The 16487-nt window shown below is 75.5% G+C and carries 10 protein-coding genes; 6 read left to right on the plus strand and 4 right to left on the minus strand.

Annotation, left to right across the window (positions count from 1 at the left end; genetic code table 11):
- Positions 1–26 precede the first annotated feature (26 nt).
- The 4 genes from F0L17_RS23625 (at position 27) to F0L17_RS23640 (ending at position 9289) form a co-directional block, all read left to right on the plus strand.
- Positions 27–1544 (plus strand): HEAT repeat domain-containing protein, encoded by a 1518-nt coding sequence (locus tag F0L17_RS23625; RefSeq protein ID WP_155072618.1) that lies wholly within the window; start codon positions 27–29, stop codon positions 1542–1544.
- Positions 1545–2003: 459 nt separating this feature from the next.
- Entirely contained in the window at positions 2004–3527 is a 1524-nt protein-coding gene (locus F0L17_RS23630) for a hypothetical protein (RefSeq protein ID WP_338018192.1), read from the plus strand.
- Positions 3524–4501: a hypothetical protein gene (locus F0L17_RS23635; RefSeq protein WP_338018193.1), complete on the plus strand. Its 978-nt coding sequence runs from the start codon at positions 3524–3526 to the stop codon at positions 4499–4501. Before F0L17_RS23630 ends, F0L17_RS23635 begins: the two co-directional genes overlap by 4 nt.
- Before the next feature lie 39 nt (positions 4502–4540).
- Positions 4541–9289, plus strand: a complete 4749-nt coding sequence (locus F0L17_RS23640) for a hypothetical protein (protein WP_155072619.1) — start codon at positions 4541–4543, stop codon at positions 9287–9289.
- 13 nt (positions 9290–9302) lie between these two features.
- Here F0L17_RS23640 and F0L17_RS23645 read toward each other — a convergent pair whose 3' ends face one another.
- The gene (locus F0L17_RS23645) at positions 9303–9611 is read right to left on the minus strand and encodes a hypothetical protein (protein ID WP_155072620.1); all 309 of its coding nucleotides are present in this window, start codon (positions 9609–9611) and stop codon (positions 9303–9305) included.
- 311 nt (positions 9612–9922) lie between these two features.
- On the opposite strand from F0L17_RS23645, the gene F0L17_RS23650 reads away from it, so the two are divergent.
- Positions 9923–12340, plus strand: coding sequence for a sensor histidine kinase (locus tag F0L17_RS23650; protein WP_155072621.1), 2418 nt, complete (start codon positions 9923–9925; stop codon positions 12338–12340).
- 105 nt (positions 12341–12445) lie between these two features.
- The gene (locus tag F0L17_RS23655) at positions 12446–12877 is read left to right on the plus strand and encodes a DUF742 domain-containing protein (RefSeq protein WP_155072622.1); all 432 of its coding nucleotides are present in this window, start codon (positions 12446–12448) and stop codon (positions 12875–12877) included.
- Positions 12878–12931: 54 nt separating this feature from the next.
- Here F0L17_RS23655 and F0L17_RS23660 read toward each other — a convergent pair whose 3' ends face one another.
- The 3 genes from F0L17_RS23660 to F0L17_RS23670 all read right to left on the minus strand — a co-directional run bounded on the left by F0L17_RS23660 (position 12932) and on the right by F0L17_RS23670 (position 16486).
- Positions 12932–13810, minus strand: a complete 879-nt coding sequence (locus tag F0L17_RS23660; protein ID WP_238420873.1) for a Rieske (2Fe-2S) protein — start codon at positions 13808–13810, stop codon at positions 12932–12934.
- A 254-nt stretch (positions 13811–14064) separates the two neighbouring features.
- A complete protein-coding gene (gene glpK, locus F0L17_RS23665) occupies positions 14065–15585 on the minus strand; it encodes a glycerol kinase GlpK (protein ID WP_155072624.1) in 1521 nt (506 codons plus the stop codon).
- A 166-nt stretch (positions 15586–15751) separates the two neighbouring features.
- Complete coding sequence (locus F0L17_RS23670; protein ID WP_155072625.1) at positions 15752–16486, minus strand: MIP/aquaporin family protein; 735 nt, start codon at positions 16484–16486, stop codon at positions 15752–15754.
- Between the last annotated feature and the right edge of the window lies 1 nt (position 16487).

Here is a 16487-nt window from a genome sequence, read left to right on the forward strand (position 1 = left end):
CACACCCCGCACCGGATGCTGACCCTATGTTCGCCGATTCCGTCGATTCCGACATAGCGCCCAGCGGTACGCTGCTCGGCCTCCTCCAGAGGGGCCGCGGCGACGGCACGCTGCACGCTCTCGCGGCCCCGCGTGCCGAGGCGCTCGCCGCGCTGAGCCACTGCCTGCGCTGTGACCCCCGGCGCGACTGGCAGCTCGAACACCGTTCCCTGTACTACGCGCGCCTCCACCGGGACCTGGACGCCGGGCTCGGCGAGATCGAGGAGCACCTGTTCGACCCCGCCGACCTCGTCGACACCGAGGAGGAGCGCACCGGGCTCGCCCTCTCCGTGCTCGGCCACCTCGCCTCCTACGGCGACCGCGGCGCGCTGCTGCTGCTGCGCCGCTACGCGGAACGGGGCGCCAACTGGCGCTGGGCCCTGGACGAACTGGCCGTCCGCGACGACGACGCCGGGCTGCGTTCCCTCGGCCCCGCCGTACTGGCGCGCTTCCCGCACACCCCCGAAGGCGAGGCGGAGCTGGCCGAGGCCGTCCGCGACGCCTACGAACCGCGCCCCTGGCGGCTGTGGGCCGAGGACCCGGACCGTCCCGCGCAGGCGGAACGCATCGAGCGCGCCCGCGAGGCGGGGGCCTTCGGCCGCTGGGGCCGTCAACTGCGCCCGGCCGGGCCGCGCCCCGGCTGGAGCGTGCGCGCGGTCCTCCGCTGGGCCCAGGACGGCGACTCGTCCTCCCCCGACGGAGCCGACCCCGCCGTCCCGACCGGTTTCCCGGCTCGCGATCCGCTGCGCCGCGAGGCCGCCGCCGCCCGCTGTCTGGCCGCCGTGGCCGGCCCCGACGACCGCACCGAACTGCTCGCGGCGGCCCGGAGCGGCCCCGATGCCGCCCGTGCCGTCGCCCTGCGCCACCTGGCCGAGCGCGGCGACCCGGCCGCCCTGGACCTGATCGAGATCGCCGCGGTCGAGGCCGCCGATCCCGTGGGCGGCTCGCCCGGCACCGTCGCCCGGTCCGCGCTGGCGGCCTTCTCCCGGATGCGCGGCGCCGCCGCCCTGGAGCGGGCCCGCCGATGGGCGCGGCGCGAGGACGCCCTCGGCGACGCGGCCGCCGCCCTGCTCGCCTGTCACGGGGGGCCGGAGGACGCCGGCGCGGTGCTGGCCGCGCTGCGTCGCACCGTCCGTGCCGGAGGCCTCGACGCCGAGGCCCTGCGCCCGCTGGTGGACGGCGTCGCCAGACTGGCCGTGCACCGTGCCGCGCCCGTGCTGCGGCACGTCTACCGGGAGACGGCCTCCTCCCAGCTCCGTGGCCGCACGGCCCGCGCCCTGGCCGCCACCGATCCCTCCTTCGGGGCCGGCTTCGCCGTCGAGTGCCTGTGGGACTGCGAGGAATCCACCCGGGAACTCGCCGCCCGCCACGCCGCGACGGGCGACACCCGCGTCGTCGAGCGCCTGCGACGGCTCGCCGCCGACCCGGCCGAGGAGGAGGGCGTGCAGAGTGCCGTGCGCGGCCGGCTCGGCCCCGGCGACTCCGCCGTGCGCCGCGTCCGTTGAGGCGTCGGCCGCCCCACCGACCCGCCCCACCGACCCGACCCGTCGACCCGCCCCGCCGCCCGGGGGCCGCGTCCCCCGACCGCCTGCCCACGACCGCCCTGCGCGAGTCCGACGACGCCACCGGGGGACGGCTCCCCCGAACGGGGAGCCGGAGGTGTACGGCGCCGAGACCGGCACGGCGACGGACTCGTCGAGACCCGCCCGTCCCACCACCGGTACGGGCAGCGGACGCTCCTGTCGGCGAAGGTCGCCGGGCTCACCGCCTGGGCGCGTGCGGTGCGCACCCTGTGGGGCGGCCGTCCGGGCATCGCCGCCACGGGCGTCCACGGCGTGCGCGATCCGCTGGGCGATCCGCTTCCGACCGCCTCCCGCGCGGGAGGCGGTCGGAAGCGGGCCCGTCACCCGGTGGCGGACCCGCCGTTTCGATCTTTGTCGGTGGCAGCGCCTAATCTGTGCCACGTGACCACAGCCGTATCCGTCTCCTCCTCCGGCGCCGCCCGGCCCGCCCCCGGTCCGGCGGCCGACGAGGGCCTGGCCCGCCGCCTGCGGGCGCTGGCCTGCACCGCGCCCCTGCACGACCTGGACGCGCGCAAGGCCAACCTGGCCGGGGAGTACGGCACGTACTCGATGGCGGAGGTGGCGCTCGCCGCCATCGACCTGGTCACCCTGCACATGGACTTCGACACCGGGGCCGACCACGAGGAGATAGTGGCCAGGCTCCTGCCGCGCGTCGCGGCCCAGGCCCCGCAGCGACCGGCCGCCGAACACGAGCGGGTCGCCCGCTGGGTCCTGGAGAACCTGATCAACGTCGGCAGCGTCGACCGCGGCTTCCGCGCCGTCTACGGCACCTTCGGGCCGGACGGCGAGTACGTGCGGCGCGACTACGACTTCAAGCTGATCGAGGAGGTCCCCGGCCCGGGCGGCGGCGTGTACCTGCGCACCACCGACGAGGCGGTCAACGTCCTGGTCGGCGCCCTGGACACCGACGTCACCAGCGCGCAGATAGCAGCCGAGGTGAAGCTGGAGGTGCTGGTCAGTCGCGGCCGGCTCGCCGACGCCCAGCTCGCCGCCGAGCAGGCCCGCTACCGCACGGTGCAGTACGCCGAGACGCTGCGCCGCACCCTGGAGGCCACTCGGCGCAACGTCCGCGCCGTCGACTGGCTCAACGCCGTGCCCGACATGATCGCCGAGGCGCTCGACCACGTCGCCGACCGCTACCGCCACGAGAACGCCATCCTCACCAACATCCGCAGGGCGCGCGACGAGGCCCCCTCCGACCGGAGCCCCGACCACAAGCTGCGCGCCGCCGAACTGGTCGACATCGTCAAGGACTGCATCCGACGCCACACCCAGCTCCAGTCACGGCTGCTGGAGGCCGGCCCGCTCTTCCGGGCCGAGCAGGACCGGCAGGCCTTCGCCCCGCCGGCCGCCCGTGCCGGACTGGACCTGTACGGGCAGCTTCTCGCTCCGGTGCTGCCCCTGCCCCTGGAGCGGGCCACCAGGGTCACCGACGCCTTCTTCGCCCGCGGCACCGGGCTGCGCGCCCCCGCCGCCGTCCGGCTGGGCGATCTGACCGAACTGCTGCTCACCCCGCCCGCTCCCCGCGAGCACCTGGGCATCGAGATGCCCGAGCCGGACCTGGTCGCCACTCCCGACGACAGCCGGTTCAGCGAGGACCAGATGGAGGCCGCCAAGGAGTTGCTGGATCTCCCCGCCGACGCACCGCGCCGGCTCTCCGGTCTGCTGGCCGAGGCCCGCCGCCGCGACCCGGATCTCCCCTACCTGGTGGCCCTGCTGGCGGTGCACGCCGCCAGCCCCCCGGTCGGCACCGCCTACCGGCAGGGGGAGCGGCGGTTGCTGTTCGCCGTGGACGACGGCACCGAACTGGACGACCCGGAGTTCGGCGGCGCCGATCTCATCGTGGGCACCGCCCTGCTGGACGCGGCGGGCATGGCGGCGGACCGCTCGGAGGTGACACCGTGAACGACAACGACCGGTACGACCCGACCACGGGGACGTACGGCGGGCCCGACGGCCACACCGCGCCCGACGGGTACGGCGGGTACGGCGAGTACGGCCGCCCGGACGGGACGGACGCGCCGGAGCCCGGCGAGCGCCCCGGGGCCTCGGCGCCCGTCACCCCCGCCGACGCCGCCGACGCCGCCCGGCTGGTCTCCTTCGGGCTCCACCCCAAGTTGCCGCCCGCCCGCGACGCCGAGTACTCCGAACTCCTGCGGCGCTACCGGGAGGAGCCGGCCTTCGCCCGGCTCGCCGACGCCGTCGCCACCGGCCTGGGGCTGGTGGTGCTGGAGGTGTCCCCGCGCGCCGGCATGGCCGTCACCGCCGCCGAGGACTCCGTCTTCGCCGTGCGCATGGGCGACTACGCCCGCCGGGCCGGTGCCGACTCGGCCGACCGCTTCCTGCACGGTCTGGCCCACCTGGCCATCGCCGCGCTGGCCTTCCCCCGCCCCGAGGACCTGGCCGACGACGGCTACGTCGGCAGGATCTCCGTCAACGGCGTGGACGCCTTCGTGCGCCAGGCGTGCCGACGTCTGGAGGAGCGCGCCGAGCGGGAGGGCGAGAACACCGACCCGGCCAGCGACGCTCCCGGCCTGGAGGCCGCCTGGCGGGTGTACGCCCGGCGCAGCGCCACCGGCGCCACCAAGGACGCCCGGCGGCTGGCCGGCTCCACCACCGGCATCGTCGCCAAGGCCGCGTCCTTCCTCGCCGACTCCGGCTTCCTCCAGCGCACCGGCGACGACGCCGGAGGCACCTACCGCACCACCGCCCGCTACCAGCTCCAGGTCCGCGACATGGCGGGCAGCGCCGCCATGGCCGAACTGCTGGAGCTCGGCGTGGTGCCCGTCAGCGACGGCAGCGCCACCCTGCTGCCGCCCCCCGACGACCCCGACGGCGGAGTCGGAGCCGTCGACGCCGGACTGCCCTTCCACAGCTGAACCCCACGGCCGAACCACCTCGACGACGAGAGCACCGCCATGTACGAGCTGTCCCGGATCCGCCTCTACTCCATCGGGCCCGCCGGTGCGCGCTACGCCGACACCGTGCTGGACCTGCGGGGGGTCGGTGAGCCGGTGCCCAGCCCCGCCCCCGCCCAGGCGGACTTCTTCGAGGACGAACCCGTCGGCCCCCCGCGCCGCCCGGCACCCGCCGGGGTGCTCTTCCTGGAGAACGGCGGCGGCAAGTCCGTCCTGCTCAAACTGATCTTCTCGGTGATGCTGCCCGGTCACCGCAACACCCTCGGCGGCGCCAGCTCCGGTGTGCTGCGCAAGTTCCTGCTGGCCGACGACTGCGGGCACGTCGCCCTGGAGTGGCAGCACACCCTCACCGGCGAGACCGTCGTCGTCGGCAAGGTCAGCGAGTGGCGCGGCCGCCAGGTCTCCAACGATCCGCGGAAGTTCGCCGAGGCCTGGTACAGCTTCCGGCCCGGCCCCGGCCTGAGCCTGGACTCCCTGCCGGTCGCGGAGTCCAACGCGGTGCGGCCCGTCGCCGAGGGGGCCTCCGCGGCCCGGGGGCGGCGCCGCACCATGAAGGGCTTCCGCGACGCCCTGGTCGAGACGGGCAGGGCGTACCCGGGCCTCGACGTGGTCTGGGAGGAGGTCCACGAGCGCTGGATCGAGCACCTGGGCCACCTCGGGCTGGATCCGGAGCTCTTCCGCTACCAGCGCGAGATGAACGCCGACGAGGGCGAGGCCGCCGGCCTGTTCTCCGTCAAGAACGACTCCGACTTCACCGACCTGCTGCTGCGCGCCGTCACCGACACCCGCGACACCGACGGCCTGGCCGACCTGGTGCACGGCTTCGCCCACAAGCTGGGGCGCCGCGCCGAACTCACCGCCGAGCGCGACTTCACCGCCGGCTCGCTGGACCTGCTGCGCCGCATCGACGAGGCCGCCCGCCGCCGTGAGCAGGCCCGTGCCGTCCACACCGGCGCCGAGCAGCGCACCCGCACCCTCGCCCGGCGGCTGTCGGCCCGGGCCACCGAGGAACGCGGACGCGCCGCCGAACTCGCCGAGCGCGCCGACCGCGCGGCCGAGGCCACCGCCACCGCCGAGCGCGACCGCGAACGAGCCGCGCTCATCGCCTCCGAGCTCGCCTACCGCCACGCCTCCCTGGCGCTGGCCGCCGCCGAGAAGAGCGCCGCCGCGCAGCGCCGGGAGCTCGGTGACGCCCGCACCCTGCACGCCGCCTGGCAGGCCACCGAGACGGTGTTGGCGCACCGGGCCGCCGCCGATCGTGCCGCCAGGGTGGCCGCGGCCATCCGCGAGGCCGAGCGCGACGCCGCCCCCGCCCTGGCCGCCCGCGCCCGCGCCGCCGGCGACCTGGTGCGTGCCCTGCACGGGGCGGCGGAGCGGGCCGAGCGGCTCGCCGCCGAGGAGGAGGAGCGCTCCGCCGCCCTCCAGAGCGCGGGCGAGGCCGCCCACCGTGACGCCACCGCGGCCGCCACCGAGGCCCAGCGCGCCCGCAGTGAGAGCGAGCACCTGCGCCAGCGGCTGGCCGAGGTCGAGCAGGAGACGGCCGAGGCCGTGCGGGCGGGCTGGCTGGACGGCTCCGCCTCCGACGCCGATCCGGCCCGCGCCGCCCTGGTCGCCGGTGACGCCGAGAAGGCCGCCGTCGCCGCCTGGGAGACGGCCAAGGAGACCGCCCGCCGTACCGCCGAACGCGCACAGGAGACGGCCGCCGAACTCGGTCGTGCCGAACTGGCCGCCGCCCGAGCCGCCGACGCCGCCGAGGCGGCCGGGGCCGCCCACGCCGCCGAGCGCCGCACCGCCGAGGCGCTGGGCGCCGAGGAGCGACTGGTCGAACTCCTCGGCCTGCCCGGAGCCGGCAGCGGCTCGGCGGGCGGCTCCCCGCTCCCCGCTCCCCGCTCCGGCGGAGGCACCCCCGCCGGCTCGGGAGCCCCGGGGCGGCTCGACGCGGAGGAACTCGACCGCAACGCCGAGGCCCTGCGCGACCTGTTGGAGGAGAACGTCGCCGCCGCCGAGGGCCGGCTCTTCGAGCTGCGCACCGCCGCCGCCGACGACTCCCGCATCCTCGGCTCCCTCGGCGACGGCGGACTGCTGCCGCCCGGCCCCGACGTCCTGGCCACCGTCGAGTACCTGGGCGAGCACGGCATCCCCGCCCTGCCCGGCTGGCGCTACCTGGCCCAGGCCGTGGACCCGGCCGACCACGCCGCCGTCCTGGCCGCCCGGCCCGAGCTGGTCGACGGCGTCGTCATCACCGACCCCGACAGCCACGCCCGCGCCCGCGAGGTTCTGCGGGACGCCGCCCTGCTGCCCCGCTCGGCGGTCGCCGTCGGCACCGCAGCGGCCCTGCTCGCCCCCGTTCCCGGACCCGGCACCGGAGAGGACGGCGACCCCCACGGTGCCTCCGGGGTCTTCCTGGTGCCGCCCAACCCGGCCATGCACGACGAGCGCGCCGCCGACACCGAGCGCCGCCGGCTGCGCGAGCGCGCCGCCGCCCGCGAGGAGGAGATCCGTGCCCTGGCGGCGCGGCTGTCCACCGACCGCGCCCTGGCCGCCCGGATCGCCTCCTGGCGCACCGGTTGCCCGCCCGGCCGCCTCGCCGAGCTGGCCGCCGGGGCCCGCGCCGCCGCCGAGGCGGCCGAGACGGCCCGGCAGCGGCTGGAGGAGGCCCGCGGCATCGCCGCGGAGGCCGCGGAGGCCGCGGCCGAGGCGGACCGTGTCCGAGAGGAGCGGCAGGAGCGCGCCCAGCAGGCCCGCCGTTCGGCCGACGCCCTGGCGGGACTCGCCTTCCGGCTGCGCGAGCGTGCCACCTGGCAGGCCCGGCTACGGGAGCTGGCCGACGAGGTGGCCGAGGCCGAGGCCCGCGCCGGCGCCTGTCTGGAGCGGGCCCGCGCCGCGGACGAGGACCGGCGCGCCGCCCAGCGCGCCGCCGACGACGCCCGCCGCACCGCTCGCGCGCTACGGGCCGAGCGGGCCGAGATCGCGGGCGCCCCCGACGCGCCCGACGGCCTCGACGGCGCCGAGGACACCGGCCCGGGGGGCGCCGGTCCCGCCGCCGAGCCGCCCGCCTCCCTGCCCGCCCTGCGAGAGGCCTACCGCGCGGCCTCCCAGCTCTACGAGAAGGTCGGTGTCGGAGCCGACCTCCGCGCCGAGCAGGCCCGCGCCGAAGGCGACGAGAGCGCCGCCCGCGCCGCCCTGGACCGGCTCACCAACAAGGTCCGCACCCGCGCCGCCCAGCTCCTGGAAGGCCCCGACGGGGCGGACGGTCCCTCCCGGCAGGCCGCCGCCGCCCGCGCGGAGGCCCTGGTCCACCTGTTGGAGTCGCGCGCCTCGGCGGCCAGCGAGCAACTGGGCCGGCTGCGTGGCGAGGCCGAGCGTCTGGCACCGGGCGAGGACCGGGAGGCGTACATCGAGTTGCCCGAGGAGATGGTGCCCGCCGACGCCGAACAGGCCCAGTCCCTGTTGCGCGGCGCCAACGCCGAGCTCGCCGCCCGCACCGACGCCCTGGAGACGGCTGGTGCCGCCCACGCGGAGCTGGTGCGCGCCCAGCGCACCGCCGAGGACGCCGCCGGCGCCTTCGACGAGTTGGCCGCCATGCTCCGCGACCTGCTGCGCGACCCTCACGGGGCCGGTGGCGGAGAGGAGGGGGAGGAGCGGACCGAGCCGTACGCCGACACCCTGGAACAAGCGCGTCGCGCGGCCGCGGAGGCCCGCCGTTCCCTGCGCGGCTGCGCCGCCGACCTCACCGCGGCCGAGGCGGCGGTGCGCGAGGCGAGCGACGTCCTCGTGCGGCACGCCAACTCCACCCGCTACGAGCAGGTCCGCACCCCGGCCCGACAACAGATCCGCGAACTGCCCGCCGCCGCCCTGCCCGACCACGCGGCCGCCTGGGCCGCCGCCTTCGAGCCCCGGCTGCGCGTGCTCACCGACGAACTGGAGCAACTGGAGCGCAACCGCGACAGCATCGTGGCCCGGCTGCGCGGCCTGGTGGAGTCCTCCCTGGCCACCCTCCGCTCCGCACAGCGGCTCTCCCGGCTGCCGGAGGGCCTGGGCGAGTGGTCGGGCCAGGAGTTCCTGCGCATCCGCTTCGACGACCCGGACCACGCCGTCCTCGCCGAGCGGCTGGGAGAGGTGATCGACGAGGCCACCCGGTCGGCCGTCCGCCGCAACTCCGACCTGCGTCGGGACGGCATGAGCCTGCTGTTGCGCGGCGTCCACGCCGCCCTCCAGCCGCGCGGGGTGTCGGTGGAGATCCTCAAGCCCGACGCCGTGCTGCGTGCCGAGCGGGTGCCGGTCGGCCAGATGGGCGACGTCTTCTCCGGCGGCCAGCTGCTGACCGCGGCCATCGCCCTGTACTGCACGATGGCCGCGCTGCGCAGCAACGACCGGGGCCGTGACCGGCACCGGCACGCCGGCACCCTCTTCCTCGACAACCCCATCGGCCGGGCCAACGCCACCTACCTGCTGGAACTCCAGCGGGCCGTCGCCGACGCGCTGGGCGTCCAGCTCATCTACACCACCGGTCTGTTCGACACCACGGCGCTGGCGGAGTTCCCACTGGTCATCCGGTTGCGCAACGACGCCGATCTGCGGGCGGGGCTGAAGTACATCAGCGTCGAGGAACACCTGCGGCCCGGCCTGCCCAGGCGGGACCCGGAGTCGGAGCCGGTGCACGGCGAGATCACCGCCACCCGGATGTTCCGCCGTCCGGACCGGGCCGACCGTCCGGAGGAGGACCGCGTCACCGCCGTGGCCGACTGACGTCCCCGCCGGTCTACCCGTGCCCACGGCGGAAGAGGGCGCGTTCGCGCGCCACGCTGCCGGGCGTCGAGACCACCCCGTTCCGCTGGATCCACATCTGCCGCGTCACCCACACGTCCAGCACGCCCCACGTGGTGATCACCGTGCCCGCCACCGCGACCAACACCATCGGGAGGGCGAGCCACACCCGGGCGAGCGAGCAGAGCACGGCGATCATCACCAGCACCAGCGTCACCGCCACGAGGAGCACCGCGCGCACCGCCGCGGCCCGCACCGGATCGGGCGTTTCCGGCTCGGTCCCCACGGAATCCAGGATGTCCATCCAATCTTCACCTTCCTCGTACACCACTTCCTCGGGTCGCTCCGGTCCGAATCGATCGGCCCCGCCGTTCCCCCGGTCTTCGCTGCTCAGCCCCATCCGCACTCCCCGTGCCCGCGGTGCGCGTGCGCGTCGCGCGCACCGTCAGGAAACCGGCGTACCACAACACGGCGCCGCAACCGAGCAGGAACGGCCGCGGAACGGCGTCCGATGGCTCGCGGAAACCCACGAGTCGCCCCCTCCCGGTAGTAGGCTCGCGCCGTTTACCGAGGGGATCCGTTCCCCTGTGGGACGGGGCGGACGTGGGGGAGGCCATGCGCTTTCGCGGCAAGTCGATCCGTCGGAAGATCGTGGCGCTGCTGCTGGTCCCCCTGGTGGCGCTCACCTCCGTCTGGGCGTTCGCCACGGTGATCACCGGCCGTGAGGCGGACCGACTGCTCGACGCCTCGGCCGTGATGGACGAACTCGGCGATCCGGTCCGCGAGACCGTCCTCGCCCTGCAGGAGGAACGCCGCCAGGCCCTGGTCTACCTCGCCGACCCGCGCCGCTCCGACTCCCTGGTCGCCCTGCGCTCCGGACGGCGGGTCACCGACCGTGCGGTGGCCGCCCTGCGCTCCGGTGCCGACGGGGAACGGGTCCGGGACGGAATCGACGGCGACGCCCGCGAGCGGCTGGACGAGCTGCTCCGCGAACTCGACGGGTTGGAGAAGGTGCGCGCCGGGGTCGTCGACAACACCGTCGAGAGGCGGGACGCCTACGACGCCTACAACGCCTTGGTCGATCCCTGCCACGACTTCCTCACCGCCGTGCGAGTCCTGGACGACGTCCGTCCGGACCGGGAGGGGCGTGCCCTCGTCGGCCTCTCCCGCGCCCGCGAGTACCTCTCCCGCGAGGACGCCCTGATGGCCGCGGCCTTCACCGCCGGTCGGATGACCGGGGCCGAGCTGCGCGCCTTCTCCGACCGGGTGGCCGAACGCGAACTCGCCTACCGCGTCCACCTGGCGATGCTCCCCGCGGGGGACCGCGAGCGCTACGAGGAGTTCTGGGCGGGCACCGACGGACGGACCCTGCGGGCGGCCGAGGACGCGATCATCGCCGCCGGGGCCGAGGGCGCCGTCGCCGCTTCCCACCCCGAGCGGTGGCGCGGGGTCTCCCGGACGGCCCTGGACGAGCTGCGCCGCATGGACGCCGAGGCGGGCGACCGTCACCGCCGGCGCGTCGAGCCCGAGGCCACCTCCGTACTGGTGCGCGCGGGAGTCGTCGGAATCCTCGGCTTCGTCGCCGTCCTCGCCTCCGTGGTCGTCTCCCTCCGGGTCGGCCGTGGCCTGGTCCGGGACCTGGACGCCCTGCGTCGCGAGGCGGGCGAGGCGGCGGGGGTGCGGTTGCCGAACGTCATGCGCCGGCTCGCGGCGGGGGAGCGGATCGACGTCGAGGCCGAGGTCCCGCGATCGAAGCACGGAGGCGACGAGATCGGGCAGGTCGGACAGGCGCTCGACACCCTCCGTCGGGCGGCCGTCGAGGCCGCCGTCAGACAGGCGGAGATGCGCCGCGGCGTCTCCGAGGTATTCGTCAACCTCGCCCGCCGCAGCCAGGTGCTGCTGCACCGCCAGCTCACCCTGTTGGACGCCATGGAGCGTCGCACCGAGGATCCCGAGGAACTGGCCGACCTCTTCCGACTCGACCACCTCACCACCCGCATGCGCCGCCACGCCGAGGGGCTGGTCATCCTCTCGGGCGCGGCCCCGTCGCGGCAGTGGCGCAGACCCGTCGCGCTGATGGACGTCGTGCGCGCCGCGGTCTCCGAGGTCGAGGACTACGAGCGGATCGAGGTGCGCGGGATGCCGCCGCTGGCGGTCGACGGCGCCGCCGTCGCCGATCTCACCCACCTGGTCGCCGAACTCCTGGAGAACGCCACGGTCTTCTCGCCGCCGCACACCGGGGTGCAGGTGCTCGGGGAGCGGGTTCCCAACGGCTTCGCCCTGGAGATCCACGACCGGGGCCTGGGCATGTCCCCCGAGGCGCTGCTGGAGGCCAATCTGCGGCTCGCCGAGACGCCCGACTTCCAGCTCTCCGACACCGACCGGCTCGGCCTGTTCGTCGTCTCCCGGCTCGCGCGGCGCCAGGGCGTCCGCGTCTCCCTCCAGGCCTCCCCGTACGGCGGCACCACCGCCGTGGTGCTCCTCCCCGGGGCCCTGCTGACCGACACCGCCGACACCGCCGGTGCCGCCGGGACCACCGCGGGAGCGCGGGACGCGGTGGAGGCGGGGAAGAACGCGGACGGCGGCGGGGGAGCGGGGGGCCTCGCCCGGACCTCCGCCGGGCTTCCGCTGCGCGGCGGCGCGCGCCCCGCCATCGGGAGGCGTTCCGGCGGTTCCGTGGAACCGGAGGCGCCCGGGGGCGATCCGGAGGGGGCCGGTGCCGAGGCGCCGTCGGGCGGACACACCGGCTCTCGCGCGCCGGCCGGTCCGGGAGCGGAACCGGCGGCCGACCGCGCCGCGGAGCGGGACCGGGTCAGGGGTGCCGTCGAGGCGCGCGATCGGATGGCCTCGCTCCAGCTCGGCCTGCGGCGCGGCCGGCGGCGGAGCGCCGATTCCCCGAACGGCACGGGTGTGGGCGGGCCGAACGGTGGGAACGGCTCGAACGACGCGGCACCGCGATCGACGTACTCGAGGGGGACGAGCGATGACCGCATCACGGGACACGGAAGACCGCGCCGACCGGGGGACGGGTGACCTCGACGGGGTCTCGCCCGCCCCGGCGGGCCCGCCGGGGCGGGACGGAACCCGCCCGGACGGCGCCGGTCGGCACGACGTTCCCGGAGTGGGGTGAGGCCCGCCATGACGGACAGGTGGTTCGACGACGCGGCCGGACCGGTGGTGCGGCCGTACGCCGTGACGCGCGGCCGCACCGCCGGCGCCGGGGGCGGTCTGGACCCGGTCGCCGTGGTGATCGCCGAGCCGGGCGAGGGGAAGCGCGCCGCGGAGGCGTCCGCTCCCGGCGCGTTCGAGGAACGGGGGGCCCACCCTCCGTCGCACGCGCCCGGGGCGCTCGGCCCGGAACACATGGACATCGTCGCCCGGTGTCGCCGGTCGCCGCAGCCGGTCGCCGCGCTGGCGGCCGGGATGGACCTGCCGGTGGGGGTGGTCCGGGTGCTCGTGGGTGATCTCGTGGCCGCCGGACTGGTCCGCGTCACCCGTCCCGTACCCCCGGCGGAGCTGCCGGACGAGCGGGTCCTGCGCGACGTGATCGACGGACTGCGGGCGCTCTGAGCGGTGCCGCGGAAGGGGGCCGCCCGCCGGGAGAAGCGTCGGGCGGCCCGGCCCTCAGACCGTCCGGGAGGCCGGGCGGTGGGCCCGTACCGGATCCTGGACCAACCGGGCCTCCACCCGGCCGTCCACCACCCGGGTCTCGAAGACCGGCTGGGGCGCCGTCGCGGGGCCGCGCACGTTCCAGCCGTCGGACAGTCGGAAGACGCTGCCGTGCCACGGACACCGCACGCACCCGTCGGCGACCGTGCCCTGCGACAACGGCCCGGCCATGTGGCTGCACCGGTCGGCCAGGGCGTGCACCGTCCCACCGGCCTCGCGGACGACCAGCACCGGCGTCTCGCCGATCTGTCGCCGCACCGGCTCGCCGACGGGCAGGTCCGCCACGTCGCCGATCGGGTGCCAGCCGGGTTCGACCACGGCGGGGATCTGTTCGGCGTGGTTGACGGCGGAGGCCTGGCGGTAGGCCAGGTGGCCGCCCAGGGCACCTCCGAGGCTCACCGCGGTCAGCCCCGCGAACCCCAGCAGGCGGCCCCGCGCGCGCCGCCCGCGCAGCCGGGCGCCCAGCGAAGCCGTGTACAGGCCGACGGCGGTGATGTTGGTCGCGGCGTGCACCAGACCGACCCGCATCTGCGGCTTGCGCAGCTCGGCCCAGTCCACCCAGCCCGTCAGGGCGGCCGGGGCGGCCGCGGCCAGGCCGAGCCCCACCAGGGTGTCGGCGCCGCGGCGCTGCCCGGGCAGCAGGTCCAGCACGGCGGCGGACATCCAGGTTCCGATGGGAACCTGCACCATCAGGGGGTGTACCGCGTGGCCCAGCCAGCGGCCGTGCAGGACGTCGCGTGCCCCGCCCAGCGGGAGCGCGTGGACGGCGCGGCGGAGCGGTCCGAGCGCGGAGTCGAGGCGAGGGGAGTTCTCCAGCCTCTCCACGGCGATCATCACCCGGCCCGGGCGTTCGGGGTCCGGGAGCACCGAGCGCACGGCCGAGAGAACGGCACGAACATTCCGATTAACAGGCATACCGCCCAGTTCCCGAACGACACGTCATGTAAACGACCCCTTCGGGCGCGGTGACCGGACGGTCGGCCGCCTCCGGCCGTCCGGTCCGCTCGGACCCGAACCCCCGCGGCCCGACACGCCCTCCCGGAGGACGGCGAGACCGCGGGCGGCGCGGCGCCCGGGGGACGGAGGCCTCAGTCGGCGTCCTCCTCCCAACCGAAGCTGCGCTCGACGGCCTTGCGCCAGTTGTGGTGCTCCCGCTCCCGCGTCCCGGCGTCCATCCGCGGGGTCCACTCGGCGTCCTTCCTCCAGTGCGCCCTCAGCTCGTCCAGGTCGGACCAGACGCCGGTCGCCAGCCCGGCCGCGTACGCCGCGCCCAGGCAGGTGGTCTCGGAGACCACCGGCCGGATCACCGGTACGTCGAGCACGTCCGCCTGGTGCTGCATCAGCAGCCCGTTGGCGGTCATGCCGCCGTCCACCTTCAGGCTGGTGATCTCCACCCCGGAGTCCCGGTACATCGCGTCGACGACCTCGCGCGTCTGCCAACTGGTGGCCTCCAGCACGGCCCGCGCCAGATGGGCCTTGGTGACGTAGCGGGTGAGGCCGGTGACGACGCCGCGGGCGTCCGAGCGCCAGTAGGGGGCGAACAGACCGGAGAACGCCGGGACGATGTACGCGCCGCCGTTGTCCTCCACGCTCGCCGCCAGGGGCTCGATCTCGGCCGCCTCCCGGATGATTCCGAGCTGGTCCCGGAACCACTGCACCAACGCCCCGGTGATGGCGATGGAGCCCTCCAGGCAGTAGACGGGCCGCTCGCCGCCGAGCCGGTAGCCCACCGTGGTCACCAGTCCGCTCTTGGAGGGCACGGGGCGGTGGCCGGTGTTCAACAGCAGGAACGATCCGGTGCCGTAGGTGTTCTTGGCGTCGCCGACGTCGTAGCAGGTCTGTCCGAAGACGGCCGCCTGCTGGTCCCCCAGGGCCGACGCCACCGGCACCCCGGTGGACGTCCCGACCGCGGTGTCGCCGTACACCTCGGCCGAGGAGCGGATCTCGGGCAGCATCGCCTCGGGGATGCCCATGGCGTCCAGGATCGAGGAGTCCCACTGGAGGGTTTCCAGGTTCATCAGCATCGTCCGGCTGGCGTTGGTGACGTCCGTGACGTGCACGCCGCCTTCCGTGCCGCCGGTCAGGTTCCAGATCAGCCAGGAGTCCATCGTGCCGAAGGCGATCTCGCCCGCCTCGGCGCGCTTGCGCAGCCCCGGCACGTTCTCCAGCAGCCAGGCCGCCTTCGGGCCGGAGAAGTAGCTGGCCAGCGGCAGACCCGTTTGATCACGGAAACGGTTCTGCCCCACCTCGCCGCCCAACTCCCGGCAGAGCGTCGAGGTGCGGGTGTCCTGCCAGACGATGGCGTTGTGGACGGGCCGGCCGGTGGACCGGTCCCACAGCACGGTGGTCTCGCGCTGGTTGGTGATGCCCAGCGCCGCCAGGTCACGGCCGCGCAGCCCCGCTTTGGCGAGCGCGCCGGCGACCACGGCCTGGACCTTGGACCAGATCTCGGTCGCGTCGTGCTCCACCCAGCCGGGCTTGGGGAAGATCTGTTGGTGTTCGCGCTGGTCGATGGCGACGATCGAGCCGCCGTGGTCGAAGATGATGCAGCGACTCGACGTGGTGCCCTGGTCGATCGCGGCGACGTAGGTGGGTGCGGTGTCCGTCATGGCGGTTACCTCGGTGCCCTTCTGCCGGTTGCCCGTTCTTCGGCTGTTCCCGCTTCTGCCCGTCCCTTGCCGGTCCCGTGCCGGTTTTCCCCGTCCCCCGCGTCTCCGACCCGGCCCGTCCCGTCCCGGCCCGACCCGCCCCGTCCCGGTCCGCCGGTGTGCGGGATCAGAAGGCGAGGTCGTAGACGAGCGCCGCGAGGACGCCGCCGATCAGCGGCCCCGCCACCGGAACCCAGGCGTAGCCCCAGTCGGAGGCGCCCTTGTTGGGGATGGGCAACAGCGCGTGGACGATGCGGGGACCCAGGTCGCGGGCCGGGTTGATGGCGTAACCGGTCGGCCCGCCCAGGGACAGGCCGATTCCGACCACCAGCAGGGCGACGATCAGGATCAGCGTGCCGGACTCGCCCAGTCCCGTGGTCAGGCCGAAGGCCAGGATCGGCAGCACCAGCGCGATGGTCGCGATGACCTCGGTGATCAGGTTGGCGACGGGACTGCGGATCTCGGGGATGGTCGAGAAGATGCCGAGGGTCGGCGTCGAGGTGTCCCTGTCGCGGTTCGCCGAGAACTGCGAGTGGTAGGCGAGCCAGGCCAGCACGGCACCGAGCATCGCGCCCAGGAGCTGACCGGCGAAGTAGACCGGGACCTTGTCCCAGTTCTCGCCGCTCTGCACGGCGATGCCGATGGTCACGGCCGGATTGATGTGGCCACCGGACAGGGGCGCCGCGGTGTACGCCCCCGCGAGGACGCCGAAGCCCCATCCGAAGGCGATGACGACCCACCCCGCGTTCTGCGCCTTGGAGTGGTTGAGCGTGATGGCGGCGCACACTCCCGCACCGAAGAGGATCAGGATCGCCGTTCCGATGATCTCGCCGAGGAAGATGTCGCCGTTGGGGAAGTTCATT

Source organism: Streptomyces taklimakanensis (genome assembly GCF_009709575.1).
Taxonomy (GTDB): domain Bacteria; phylum Actinomycetota; class Actinomycetes; order Streptomycetales; family Streptomycetaceae; genus Streptomyces; species Streptomyces taklimakanensis.

Bases quoted from the DNA above. Each gene is read 5' to 3' on its own strand.
- F0L17_RS23650 (WP_155072621.1), top strand. From the start codon at position 9,923: ATGCGCTTTCGCGGCAAGTCGATCCGTCGGAAGATCGTGGCGCTGCTG.
- F0L17_RS23625 (WP_155072618.1), top strand. From the start codon at position 27: ATGTTCGCCGATTCCGTCGATTCCGACATAGCGCCCAGCGGTACGCTG.
- F0L17_RS23660 (WP_238420873.1), bottom strand. From the start codon at position 13,810: ATGATCGCCGTGGAGAGGCTGGAGAACTCCCCTCGCCTCGACTCCGCG.
- F0L17_RS23640 (WP_155072619.1), top strand. From the start codon at position 4,541: ATGTACGAGCTGTCCCGGATCCGCCTCTACTCCATCGGGCCCGCCGGT.
- F0L17_RS23645 (WP_155072620.1), bottom strand. From the start codon at position 9,611: ATGGACATCCTGGATTCCGTGGGGACCGAGCCGGAAACGCCCGATCCG.
- F0L17_RS23655 (WP_155072622.1), top strand. From the start codon at position 12,446: ATGACGGACAGGTGGTTCGACGACGCGGCCGGACCGGTGGTGCGGCCG.
- glpK (WP_155072624.1), bottom strand. From the start codon at position 15,585: ATGACGGACACCGCACCCACCTACGTCGCCGCGATCGACCAGGGCACC.
- F0L17_RS23670 (WP_155072625.1), bottom strand. From the start codon at position 16,486: ATGAACTTCCCCAACGGCGACATCTTCCTCGGCGAGATCATCGGAACG.